General features: G+C 64.3%; 10 protein-coding genes. 6 read left to right on the top strand and 4 right to left on the bottom strand.

What is annotated here, in order from left to right:
* Positions 1-33 precede the first annotated feature (33 nt).
* Positions 34-957: a MerR family transcriptional regulator gene (locus tag C8K44_RS23160; protein WP_109578134.1), complete on the top strand. Its 924-nt coding sequence runs from the start codon at positions 34-36 to the stop codon at positions 955-957.
* A 78-nt stretch (positions 958-1,035) separates the two neighbouring features.
* On the opposite strand, the gene ilvD is transcribed toward C8K44_RS23160, so the two are convergent.
* Positions 1,036-2,877 (bottom strand): dihydroxy-acid dehydratase, encoded by a 1,842-nt coding sequence (ilvD, locus tag C8K44_RS23155; protein WP_109578133.1) that lies wholly within the window; start codon positions 2,875-2,877, stop codon positions 1,036-1,038.
* A 141-nt stretch (positions 2,878-3,018) separates the two neighbouring features.
* Positions 3,019-3,876, bottom strand: coding sequence for a MurR/RpiR family transcriptional regulator (locus tag C8K44_RS23150; protein ID WP_109578165.1), 858 nt, complete (start codon positions 3,874-3,876; stop codon positions 3,019-3,021).
* 159 nt (positions 3,877-4,035) lie between these two features.
* On the opposite strand from C8K44_RS23150, the gene C8K44_RS23145 reads away from it, so the two are divergent.
* Complete coding sequence (locus tag C8K44_RS23145) at positions 4,036-5,145, top strand: Gfo/Idh/MocA family oxidoreductase (protein WP_109578132.1); 1,110 nt, start codon at positions 4,036-4,038, stop codon at positions 5,143-5,145.
* Positions 5,146-5,238: 93 nt separating this feature from the next.
* Complete coding sequence (locus C8K44_RS23140) at positions 5,239-5,901, top strand: hypothetical protein (protein ID WP_109578131.1); 663 nt, start codon at positions 5,239-5,241, stop codon at positions 5,899-5,901.
* 76 nt (positions 5,902-5,977) lie between these two features.
* Here the strand turns inward: C8K44_RS23140 and C8K44_RS23135 are convergent, their stop codons facing one another.
* Entirely contained in the window at positions 5,978-6,697 is a 720-nt protein-coding gene (locus tag C8K44_RS23135) for a hypothetical protein (protein ID WP_146203990.1), read from the bottom strand.
* A gap of 208 nt (positions 6,698-6,905) precedes the next feature.
* On the opposite strand from C8K44_RS23135, the gene hrpB reads away from it, so the two are divergent.
* The 3 genes from hrpB to C8K44_RS23120 all read left to right on the top strand — a co-directional run bounded on the left by hrpB (position 6,906) and on the right by C8K44_RS23120 (position 11,678).
* Positions 6,906-9,542, top strand: coding sequence for an ATP-dependent helicase HrpB (hrpB, locus tag C8K44_RS23130; protein ID WP_109578129.1), 2,637 nt, complete (start codon positions 6,906-6,908; stop codon positions 9,540-9,542).
* Positions 9,543-9,572: 30 nt separating this feature from the next.
* Positions 9,573-10,901 carry an ActS/PrrB/RegB family redox-sensitive histidine kinase gene (locus C8K44_RS23125; RefSeq protein WP_109578164.1) on the top strand — a complete coding sequence of 443 codons (1,329 nt, stop codon included), beginning with the start codon at positions 9,573-9,575 and terminating at the stop codon, positions 10,899-10,901.
* Between the two features lie 216 nt (positions 10,902-11,117).
* The gene (locus tag C8K44_RS23120) at positions 11,118-11,678 is read left to right on the top strand and encodes an ActR/PrrA/RegA family redox response regulator transcription factor (RefSeq protein WP_109578163.1); all 561 of its coding nucleotides are present in this window, start codon (positions 11,118-11,120) and stop codon (positions 11,676-11,678) included.
* Positions 11,679-11,760: 82 nt separating this feature from the next.
* Here the strand turns inward: C8K44_RS23120 and C8K44_RS23115 are convergent, their stop codons facing one another.
* Positions 11,761-12,261: an MmcB family DNA repair protein gene (locus tag C8K44_RS23115; RefSeq protein ID WP_109578128.1), complete on the bottom strand. Its 501-nt coding sequence runs from the start codon at positions 12,259-12,261 to the stop codon at positions 11,761-11,763.
* Between the last annotated feature and the right edge of the window lie 254 nt (positions 12,262-12,515).

Genomic DNA, 12,515 nt, shown 5'->3' with positions numbered 1-12,515 from the left:
TCTCCACTTGGTGGAGCACCTAGAAGGGCTGCCATGGACGACAGGATCTACACCATCGGCGAACTCTCGAAGCTGAGCGGCATCACCGTTCGCAAGCTCCGCTTCTATTCCGACAGGGGGCTGCTGCCCCCGGCAATCAGGGCGGAGAGCGGCTACCGCATGTATTCGGGCGCCGACCTCGAACGGCTCGGGCTCATCCTTGCGTTGCGCGATGCCGGCGTGAGCCTCGCCGAAATCGCCAAGATCCTGTCGAACCGCCTCGCCATCTCGGCCGTGCTGGAGCTCAGGCTCAAGGCGCTCGAGGCGGAGATCAAGTCCAAGCGCCGTGTCGCCGCCGCCCTCAGGGCTGCCATCCGGGTCCCCGACCCGACAACAGACGACCTCAGGAGAATATGGACCGTGACGAAGCTTTCCCAGAACGAGTTCCGTGCCGCCATCGAACGCTTCTTCGACGATGCTGCCGCCGACGCCAACGTGTCGCCGGAATGGAAGAAACAGATGATCGACGCCTCGACACCCGAATTGCCCGACGACCCCAGCCCCGAACAGGTCGACGCCTGGACCGAGATCATGGCCATCATCTCGGACAAGGAATATGTCGCCGAGCTGCGCAAGAGCATGGCGGCGATGTGGGACGGCGAGTTCGATCCAACAGCCTACGCCGAAGCCTCGAGCGTTATCTTCGCCCGCGTTCGCGAGGCCATCGACGATGGCGAGAAGGCCGAGTCCGAGATAGGCAAGGCAATTGCCCGCGACTGGCTTGAAAGGTCGGCCAGGGCGATGAACAGGACACCCGACAAGGCGTTCGTGGAGTGGCACGACAACCAGTACCGCAAGTACCACTCTCGTTCGGCGCGCTATTACGAATTGCTCCGCATCCTCAGGGGCGACCGCCAGCCCGACAACATCTCCGAGGAATGGAGCTGGATCAACGCCGCCATGGCCGGGGCGCTCTGATCGCGCGCAGGCTCCGCACCCGGCCGCCAACGAAAAAGGGCCCGCGCTGCGGGCCCTTTGTATTCCTATCGACTGGACTTACTCGAAGTCGCCGAGGTCGCGCACAGCGCCTCGGTCGGCCGAGGTGGCAAACGCCGCATAGGCCTTCAGCGCCTTTGTTACCTTGCGCTTGCGAATTTCGACCGGCTTCCAGCCCTTGGCGTCCTGCTCGGCGCGGCGGCTGGCGAGCTCTGCCTCGTCGACGCGCAGGCTGATGGTGCGGTTGGGGATGTCGATGTCGATGATGTCGCCTTCGCGCACCAGCCCGATCGTGCCGCCATTCGCCGCTTCAGGCGAAACGTGGCCGATAGACAGGCCGGAGGTCCCGCCCGAGAAACGCCCGTCGGTCAAGAGAGCGCAGGCTTTGCCCAGGCCCTTCGACTTGAGATAGCTGGTCGGGTAGAGCATCTCCTGCATGCCGGGGCCGCCCTTCGGACCCTCGTAGCGGATCACCACCACGTCGCCGGCAACGATCTCGTTGCTGAGGATCGCCTTGACCGAGGCGTCCTGGCTCTCGAAAACGCGGGCCGGGCCGGAGAACTTCAGGATCGACTCGTCGACGCCGGCGGTCTTCACCACGCAGCCATTGAGTGCGATGTTGCCCTTGAGCACGGCAAGGCCGCCATCCGTGGAAAACGCATGTTCGGCCGAGCGGATGACGCCTTTTTCGCGGTCGAGGTCGAGCTCGTCCCAGCGCCGGTCCTGGCTGAAGGCCGTCTGCGTCGGCACGCCGCCTGGTGCGGCGAGGAAGAAGTCGCGCACCGCCTGGCTCTTGGTCCGCGAGATGTCCCAATGGTCGAGCGCTTCGCCGAACGTCGCCGTGTGCACGGTCGGCAGGTCGCGGTTGAGCAGGCCTGCCTTGTCGAGCTGGCCAAGGATCGAAAAGATGCCGCCGGCGCGGTGCACGTCTTCCATGTGCACGTCGGACTTGGCGGGCGCCACCTTGCACAGCACCGGTACCTTGCGCGACAGGACGTCGATGTCGTCCTGGTCGAAGTCGATCTCGCCTTCGTGGGCTGCCGCCAGGATGTGCAGCACGGTGTTGGTCGAGCCACCCATGGCGATGTCGAGCGCCATGGCGTTCTCGAACGCGCCCTTGGAGGCGATCGAACGCGGCAGCACGCTCTCGTCATTCTGCTCGTAGTAGCGCTGGGCGAGGTCGACGATCAGGTGACCAGCCTCGACGAACAGACGCTTGCGGTCGGCGTGCGTTGCCAGCGTCGAGCCGTTGCCGGGCAAGGACAGGCCGAGCGCCTCGGTCAGGCAGTTCATCGAATTGGCGGTGAACATGCCCGAGCACGAGCCGCAGGTCGGGCAGGCCGAGCGCTCGATGATCTTGACGTCCTCGTCCGAAACCTTGTCGTCGGCGGCCGCCACCATGGCGTCGACCAGGTCGAGCGCGACGTTCTTGCCGCCGAGCACCACCTTGCCGGCTTCCATCGGGCCGCCGGAGACGAACACGGCGGGGATGTTGAGGCGCATTGCTGCCATCAGCATGCCGGGCGTGATCTTGTCGCAATTGGAGATGCAGACCATGGCGTCGGCGCAATGGGCGTTGACCATGTATTCGACGCTGTCGGCGATGATCTCGCGGCTCGGCAGCGAATAAAGCATGCCGTCATGGCCCATGGCGATGCCGTCGTCGACCGCGATAGTATTGAACTCCTTGGCCACGCCGCCGGCCGCCTCGATCTCGCGGGCGACGAGCTGGCCGAGGTCCTTGAGGTGGACGTGTCCCGGCACGAACTGGGTGAAGGAGTTTACCACCGCAATGATCGGCTTGCCGAAATCGGTGTCTTTCATGCCGGTGGCGCGCCAAAGGCCACGGGCACCCGCCATGTTGCGGCCGTGGGTGGTGGTGCGCGAACGATAAGCAGGCATGGGGGCTCTCTCATACAATAGATGGCTAACAGTGGGATTGAGCCACTATCGCCCTTGCGTCAACACTTTTTCGCCCAAGGTGCCGTCTGGCATGACAAGAGCGGGCAGCTGCCATGCAGCGAACGCAGTTCAACTGCTGGCTCAGCCCTTGGAGTTGGCCGATTTCCGGCCCTTTCGGCCGCGCCTCAGTTCGGCGACGCCGACGGTCAGGCCCATCGCCAGCGCCATCGTCGCCGCAAGCGAGCGGAAGCCGCCGAAATCGGCCTCGGCCACCTCGAACCACACCTTGGCGAACTGCGCCAGCGGCGAAAACGCGCTGTCGGTGATGGCGATGACAGGCACGTTGTTGGCCGAAAGCACCCGCGCCTCCTCGACGGTCGCCGAGGCATAGGGCGAAAAGCTGATCGCGATCACCGCGTCCTTCGACGACGCAAACGAGATGATCTCGGGGCTCAGCCCGGAAGCGGATTCGATCAGCTGGCTGCGCACTCCGAGCTTGCCCAGCGCATAGGCGATGTAGCTGGCGACAGGATAGGAGCGGCGGCGCGCCAGGATGTAGATCGTCTCGGCGCCGTTGAGGATGTCGATGGCGCGGTCGAGGGTGTCGTCGTCCAGATTGCGCGACATCACGTCGAGCGACTTGCTGGCTGCGGCCAGGAATCCGTCGACGATGCGCCTGTTGGAAGTGCCTTCGTCGGCATCGCCGCGCACAACGGTCAGCCGTTCTTCGTAGGAGGTCGTGCGCTCCCTCAGGCGCTCGCGAAAAACCTGCTGCAGGGACGTGAAGCCGTCATAGCCGAGATGCTGGGCAAAGCGGATCAGCGTCGAGGGCTGCACCCCCGCCGACGTTGCGATGCTGGCGGCGGTGCCGAAGGCGATCTCGTCGGGATTGTCGAGCGCATAGGCCGCCACCTGCGCGATGCGCTTGGGCAGCGACAGGCGGCGATCGAGGATCAGTGCCCGCAAGGCCTCGAAATCGCGTGGCAGCGCTTCCGACATCATCTCGTTCATCTGGTCCATTCCGTCTCCGCCCATTGCAACATATCGCTGCTGCGACCGCCTGTCCAAATAAAATGAACTGTATGTTCCATTTTCGACAAAATTCGACTATTCAATCCGTCATCTCAGTATCGCTTCTATAAACCGGGAGAGCGTGAAGTGACAGGTGTAGGACTTATCGGAACCGGCTTCATGGGCAAGTGCCACGCGCTCGCCTGGAATTCCGTCGGCACCGTATTCGGCGACGTCGACAGGCCGAGACTCGTCCATCTCGCCGAGGCCAACGCGAACCTCGCCGCCCAGCGCGCTTCCGAACTCGGTTTCGAGAAGTCTTCGGGCGACTGGCGCGCCGTGCTCGCCGACCCCGAGGTCGACATCGTCTCGCTGACCACGCCCAACCAGTTCCACCCCGAGATGGCCATCGCCATCCTCGAAGCAGGCAAGCATCTGTGGTGCGAGAAGCCGATGGCGCCGACGCTCGCCGAGGCCGAGGCGATGGCGGCCGCCGCGCGCAAGTCGGGCAAGGTCGCCGTGCTCGGCTACAACTATATCCAGAGCCCGGCCATCCGCCACATCCGCAAGCTGCTCGACGAAAAGATCATCGGCGAGGTCAACCATCTGCGCGTCGAGATGGACGAGGACTTCATGGCCGACCCCGAGGCCCCCTTCTTCTGGAAGCACGAGGCGAAATCCGGCTACGGCGCGCTCGACGATTTCGCCGTCCATCCGTTGTCGCTGATCTCGGCGCTGTTCGGCCGCGTCGGCTCGGTCATGTGCGACATGGCAAAACCCTATCCGGACCGTCAGGTGACGGGCGGCGGCCGCCGTGCCGTCGAGACCTACGACATCGCCTCCAGCCTCATCCATCTCGAAAACGGCGTCTCAGGCACGCTTCTGGTCAACCGCTCGGCATGGGGCCGCAAGGGCCGCATCCAGGTCCAGATCTTCGGCTCCAAGGGCTCGATCGTCTTCGACCAGGAGCGTTTCAACGAGATCCAGCTTTACGTCACCTCGGACCGCGCCACCGAGCAAGGCTACCGCACCATCCTCGCCGCACCCCACCATGAGCCCTACGGCAAGTTCATCCCGGCCCCCGGCCACGGCCTTGGCTTCAACGATTTGAAGACCATCGAATGCCGCGAGCTGCTCGCCCGCATCGCAGGTGCGCCCGCCCGCATCATCGATTTCGATGATGGGCTCGAGATCGAGCGCACGGTCCACGCCATGGCGCAGTCGTTTGCCGAGCAGAAATGGGTGAAGGTGAGGTAGGGATGGCGGCGGATACTCCAAACGCATGACGCTCCGCATCCCTCGACAATTTACGCAGGCAATGATCTGTTGCGCTGTCGCTGGGGAAATTTCGTGCGCGCGATTTTGGTTGTTCTTGCTCTGCTCTGCGCTCAGTCTGTATCCGCAAAGGATGACGTTCCATTCCCGGAACTAAGTACCGAGGTTTACTGCCTAGACCTTGTGTCAAAGATGCTCGACAAGGGTGAGCAGCAGGTCGAGAAGGAAAAATGCCTTGGCGACGAGGCCGCGCTCAAGCGCAAGCTCAAGTCGTTATGGCATTTGGCTTTGCTAGAGTCGCAGCAATATCTCGTTGCCCAGTACTACAAAGAGGAACGCAATCAGACCTACATCACCGCCGCGCACTACACTGCGCAAGGAGTTGGTCTGGCTTGCATGGATGGCCGGCTAGACTGTCGCTTCCCACCCGCGTCTGCTGACGACTTGAAGACTTTCCCCTACCTGAACAGCCCGGCCTACTGTTCGGCAACCATCGTTGGCGGGATGGGCGAAAAGGCGCGTCAGGCGAAAACCAAGGAGTGCCTCGATAACGAAGAGATGCTGAAGCGCCAGCTCCAACCAATCTGGAGTGTTGTAGATAAGAAGTTGGTCGACTTCTGCATGCCGCTGCTCTTTCACATCAAGCAGCACAGCTACAAGATGCTACAGATGTGCGTCGCAAGCAGGCTGGGCAATGCCTGCATACTCGGAAGTGTTGACTGCAAATTTAAGAGCTAACGCACTTGTCCTCGGCGAGGGGCATAGCGCCTCTTCATCGTGAGCCTGTCGACCATGAGGGACAAGGCGCAGCGGCTCACCATGAGGGTTTCGCGCGAACACCACTCCACCCCATCTGCACCACATAAAACGCCAGCAGTATCGCCGCGTTCATTTCCAGCACTTCCTCGACAGCGGAGAGCGCCCGCGACGAGGTGGCGATGTCGATCACCTGTGCCAGACCGATGAAGCCGACATGCAGCAAGAGTAGCGCGTGCCCGGTGAGCCAGGTCGCCGCCCCGCCCATGTTCGTTGCGATCTGGCGCGCGGCAAACAGCACTAGCCCGACCGACACAACTAGCATCAGCCCCACCAGCAGCCAGGCCAGGTTCTGGCTGATCTCCTGCAACAGGCGGTAGGCGAGGATCAGCAGGTCGTGGAAGCCGTCCAGCTGCCCGCCGCCATAGAGCGCCGGCGGCTGGAAGCCGAACAGCCGCACGCCGAAGCTGGTCTCGTCCAGCAGCTCGGCAAGGCCGATAAGGCCAGCCAGCACGACCATCGCGCGGGGTCTCCGAAGCACAGTCGCAGCACCCGCCCCAATCACGGCTGCAGCTAGAAAGAGGACCGTTCCCATTTCGACGATGCCGTCCTCCCGAAGCAGCAAGGAGCGGAGGCCGGGTGCAAAAATTGCCGCCAGAGCGGCGGCCGCAGTGACTGCGCCGACAAGGCCCAGCGCGATCACGAGGAAGGGGGATTGGCCGCTCCGGCGCAGGCCCGGTGCTGCTCCTGCAAATGTCGTATGCGCAAATTCTGCCACGGACACCTCCTGTCGCAAGACCGTCACGTAAGCGTCACGGTAAGCTTCATTCCGGCGAAGCAAGGGCAGGGCCGATCACTCTTGGCGACCATCTGTGACGCGATGGGCGAACGCGCGGGCGCGTCCGCCGCGCCGATGTTGCCTCGCCCTGCTTGTGCCTGATATTGCCGGCTTACCGCCCATGCAGCGAAAAGCCGGAACGTAACCGATGACCAAGCTTCCCGACCTGCCGGTGACGGCGGTCCTGCCGCAACTTGCCGAGGCCCTGTCCTCGGGCAACAGCGCCGTGCTGGTCGCCCCGCCCGGTGCCGGCAAGACGACGCTCGTGCCGCTGGCGCTGCTCGACGCGCCGTGGCGCGGCGACGGAAAGATCATCCTGCTCGAGCCGCGCCGGCTCGCCGCCCGGGCCGCTGCACGGCGCATGGCTTCGCTGCTCGGCGAAGAGCCGGGCGGCATTGTCGGCTATGCCATGCGCATGGAAAACAAGGTCAGCGCGAAGACGCGCATTCTGGTCGTCACCGAAGGCGTGCTGGCCCGCATGATCCTCGACGATCCAGAATTGCCCGGCATCGCTGCGGTCCTGTTCGATGAGTTTCACGAACGCTCCCTCGATGGCGATTTCGGCCTCGCGTTGGCGCTTGATGTGCAAGGCGCGCTGCGACCCGACCTCAGGCTCATCGTCATGTCGGCGACGCTCGACGGCGCGCGCGTGTCCAGGCTGCTCGACGATGCCGAGGTCATCGAAAGCCAGGGCCGCAGCTTCCCCGTCGACATCCGCTACGACGAGCGTCCGGCCGGTGTTTCGATCGAGGACGCCATGGCCAAGGCGATCCGCGATGCACTTGCCGACGAGCCCGGCAGCGTGCTCGCCTTCCTGCCTGGCCAGCGCGAGATCGAGCGCACCACCGAGCGCCTCGCCGGCCGTGTCGGTGCCGACACCGACATCGTGCCGCTCTACGGCATGCTCGATGGTAAGGCGCAGGACGCCGCGATCAAGCCCGCGCCCGCCGGCCGCCGCAAGGTGGTGCTCGCCACGTCCATCGCCGAAACCTCGATCACCATCGACGGTGTCCGTGTCGTCATAGATTCCGGCCTGTCGCGTCAGCCGAAATACGAACCCGCCAGCGGCCTGACCCGGCTCGAAACCGTACGCGCCTCGCGTGCCGCCGCCGACCAGCGTGCCGGCCGCGCCGGCCGCACCAGCCCAGGTGTCGCCATCCGCCTTTGGCGTGCCGAGCAGACCGCAGCACTGCCTGCCTTCTCGCCGCCCGAGATTCTTGAGGCCGACCTCTCCGGCTTCCTGCTCGACTGTGCTGCCTTCGGCGTCGCCGACCCGACCACGCTTGCCTTCCTCGATCCGCCGCCTGCACCCGCATTGGCCGAGGCGAAAGCACTTCTTGTCGAACTCGACGCCATCGATGCCGACGGTCGTCTGACGGCCTCTGGCCAGGCGATGAGAAAACTCGCTTTGCCTGTTCGCCTTGCCCACATGGTCGCCGAAGCCGCTCGTCAGGGCGCGGCACGCGAAGCGGCACAGCTCTCCGTGCTGATGACAGAGCGCGGCCTTGGCGGCGACAGCGCCGATCTCGAACGACGCCTCCAGCGTTTCCGCAACGAGCGTTCGCCCCGCGCCAATGCGGCGCGCCAGCTCGCGGAGCGGCTGGCAAGGGCGGCAGCAAAAAATGCCCCTCACCCTTACCCTCTCCCCGTGAAGGACGGGGAGAGGGGGGCGTCAACGTCGCGGCCAGCCTCTTTCTCCCCGTCCTCACGGGGAGAAAGGCCGGCAGGGAATGAGGGGCAGCGCGAATCTCCGCGAGCGGCCTCGACTGGCAATGACGGGCCGCTCGAACCTGCGCGAGGATCCATAAGCGCCGACCCGCCCAGCGTAGGCACCCTTCTTCTCCTCGCCTGGCCCGACCGCGTCGCCAAGGCACGCGGTGAGCGTGGCCGCTTCGTCCTGGCCAATGGCAGTGGTGCGTCGGTCGACGCCGCCGACCCGCTCGCCGGTGAACAGTACCTCGTCGTCGCCGATCTCCAGGGCAAGGCCCAGCATGCTCGCATCACCTCGGCAGCGGCGGTCTCGGAAGTCGATATCCGCACCGTCCTGGTGTCACATTTGCAGCAAAAGACAGAGGCCAGTTTCGACAAGGAAAGGCGCTCCGTCCGTGTCCGCGAAACCGTCCGCATCGGCGCGGTCACCCTGTCGGAACGCATGCTGCCCGCACCCAAGGGCGAAGAAGCCGACCGCGCCATCCTGAGCGCCTTGCGCGCCCACGGTCTCGACCTTCTCGACTGGAGCAAGGAGGCGGAGACCTTGCGCCAGCGCCTCACCTGGCTGCATCGCGGCCTGGGCGATCCCTGGCCCGATATGTCCGACCAGGCCTTGCTCGACCGCCTTGAAGAGTGGCTGTTGCCATTCCTGCCGGGCGAGGCCTCGTTCGCTCGCATCGGTGCGGGCATACTCCACGACGCGCTATTGTCGCTGGTACCGCACGAGCTGCAGCGCAGGATCGCCTCGCTCGCCCCGACCCATTTCGACGCACCGTCGGGCAGTCACGTGCCGATCCGCTACGATGGCGAATGGCCGGTTCTGGCCGTGCGCGTCCAGGAGCTGTTTGGCATGGACAAGCATCCGTCCATCGCCGGTGGCGCGGTGCCGCTGACGCTCGAGCTCCTGTCGCCGGCCCACCGCCCGATCCAGACCACGCGCGACCTGCCCGGTTTCTGGCGCGGTTCATGGGCCGACGTGCGTTCCGACATGCGCGGCCGCTACCCCAGGCATGTCTGGCCCGACAACCCGCTGGAGGCGCAGGCAACCGCCCGCGCCAAACCGCGCGGCATGTAACCCCTTGGCGGCGTCCCGTTGCCGGCGCATATAGCGCTCATGAACAAGCGAACTCCCGATCTCCAGCAAAGCCACAGACTTCGCCTCAATACGCTGATCCGATTGCGCTGGCTGGCGATCGTCGGCCAGAGCATCGCGGTCATCTTCGTTGCCTACTGGCTCACGTTTCCGCTGCCGGTCAGCCTTTGCTTTGCGCTGATCGCAAGCTCGGCCTGGCTCAACCTGTTCCTCGCCTTCCGCTATCCGGCGACCCACCGGCTCAATCCGTTCGCCGCCTTCGGCATCCTTGCCTTTGACAGCTTCCAGCTCGCCGGCCTGCTCTACATGACCGGCGGCCTGACCAATCCGTTCTCGCTTTTGATGACGGTGCCGGTCGTCATCTCGGCGACATCATTGCCGCTGCGCCTCACCACCATCCTCGCCTGCCTCGTCATCGTCATTGTTTCCCTGCTGGCCTTCTTCCATCTGCCTTTGCCATGGTATGACGGGATCGAGCTTGCCATGCCGTTCATCTACACCGCGGGCATCTGGATCGCGGTGTGCTGCTCCATCGCTTTTACCGCCATGTATGCCTTTCGCGTCGCCGATGAGGCGCGCCTGCTTGCCAATGCGCTGGCCGCCACCGAACTGGTGCTGCAGCGCGAGCAGCATCTGTCGGCGCTCGACGGCCTCGCCGCCGCCGCCGCCCACGAACTCGGCACCCCCCTAGCCACCATCACGCTGGTCGCCAAGGAGATGGAACGCGCGCTCGGCAACGATCCGAAATATGGCGAGGACGTCACCTTGCTGCGCAGCCAGAGCGAGCGTTGCCGCGAGATACTGAAGCGTCTCACCTCCCTGTCGTCGGAGGGCGAACAGCATCTCGCCCGCCTGCCGCTGACCTCGCTGGTCGAGGAGGTCATCGCGCCGCACCGCGACTTCGGCATCACCATCAAGCTCGACCCCGGCGAGCGCATCGGCCCCGAGCCGGTCGGCCATCGCAACCCGGGCGTCATCTACGGGCTCGGCAATCTTGTCGAAAACGCCGTCGACTTCGCCCGCAGCCGCGTCACGATCCGCTGGACCTGGGACGAGGACGACGTCAGCTTTGCCATCATGGACGATGGCCCCGGCTTCCCGCCCGAGATCATCGACCGCATCGGCGAGCCCTATATGTCGACCCGCCAGGGTGCCGAACCCGGCGGTGGCCTGGGCCTGGGGCTGTTCATCGCCAAGACATTGCTCGAGCGTTCGGGTGCCGAGATCAGCTTCACCAACTCGAGCGGGCCGGGCGAGGGCGCGGTCGTTGAAATCTCCTGGCCGCGCGCCGCGTTCCTCAGTCCGTTGCCGGCCGGGTCGACGATGTTCGATACCGCCTGACGCCTTGCACGACCCGTTCGTCGCTACAGCGCCGCGCGTCCCCTAGGACGCGCAAAGGACGCTGTAGCACTTACAATCTGCGCATGATCCTGTCTGAAAATCGATTTCCGATTTTCAGGGTCATGCAGCTGGCATTGGACATCGTGGCTTTGCACCTATATCTGCTTGGAAAACCATAAGAACGACTGGGATCAACGACAAAAAGGATCGAAGGCGATGACCACCCAGGACATTGCGGCCGGGTTGCCGGGCGAAGACCATTCACTGTTGCTTGTCGATGACGACAAGCCATTCCTGACGCGCCTGGCGCGCGCGATGGAAAGTCGCGGCTTTGTCGTCGACACCGCCGAGAGCGTCGAGGAAGCCGTCACCAAGGTACGCGCAAATCCGCCCGCCTATGCCGTGGTCGACATGCGCCTGGGCGATGGCAACGGCCTCGATGTCGTGTTGGCCATCCGCGAGCGCCGCGAAGATACCCGCACCGTCATCCTCACCGGCTACGGCAACATCGCCACCGCCGTCACCGCTGTGAAGCTTGGTGCGATCGACTATTTGTCCAAGCCCGCCGATGCCGACGACGTCTATGCGGCGCTCACCAACTCTTCTGGCGAGCGTGCCGCCCCGCCGGAAAACCCGATGTCCGCCGATCGCGTCCGCTGGGAGCATATCCAGCGCGTCTACGAGATGTGCGAACGCAACGTGTCGGAAACCGCACGCCGGCTCAACATGCACCGCCGCACCTTGCAGCGCATTCTCGCCAAGCGGGCGCCGCGGTAGAGCGAATAGTGAATAGTGAGTAGCGAATAGAGCACGGCGCTTGATCTTCAGGCGCCGTTTCTCGTTCTGCTATTCCCTATTCCTACTCACTTTCTCCTTCCAGCGCCGGCACCGATACGCCGGCGAGCTCGGCTGCAAGCAGGCGCGCGGCTCCCGCGCGTGCGATGCGCAGCATCAGCGCCTTGCGCGTCGCCGCCACCATGCGGTGCTCGGGCGCGTCGCGCATGATCTCCGCGCCATAGCCGTCTGAAAGGATGAAGCCGCATTCTTCCGGAAAGATCTCGGCGGGCACGTCGGGATGGGTGGCGAAGAAGAAGCGGTCGGAGTGCAGCCGGTAATCGGGCCATTTGCGGTCGACGCGGAAGTCCTCGATCGACGACTTGATCTCGATGATCCAGATGTCGCCCTGGCGGGTAAGCGCCACGAGGTCCGCGCGCCGGCCTGTCGCCAGCGACAGTTCGGGCAGCACATGCGCCCCCATCTGCATGAGCAGGCGCTGCACGCCGCGCCGCACCAGCATGGCGCGTTCGGACTGGCGACCGTCGATAAGTGGATTTGAAGCAAGCGGTGAAATGATCGGCATGGACCAATCATTGCATCATTTGTTCACGTTTTGAACCCGCCCGCTGGATTATTCCAGACGCCTCGGTGCTCACGGATCCGTTACCGCTCCTCGTTGAAATTCCTGCGCTTTCCCGTCATGCGTGTTGCCGAAATGCCATATCGCGACATTAACGTTTGTGCACGAATGGCTTTGCAGCCGGCTTCCGCTTGGCAAGCAAATCGCAGTGGCCTTAAGGATGGTGGCAAAAATGAGGCCGAATCGGCCCAGACGCC

This window comes from Aminobacter sp. AP02 (genome assembly GCF_003148805.1).
GTDB lineage: Bacteria > Pseudomonadota > Alphaproteobacteria > Rhizobiales > Rhizobiaceae > Aminobacter.
This window is presented reverse-complemented; position numbering and strand designations above follow the sequence as displayed.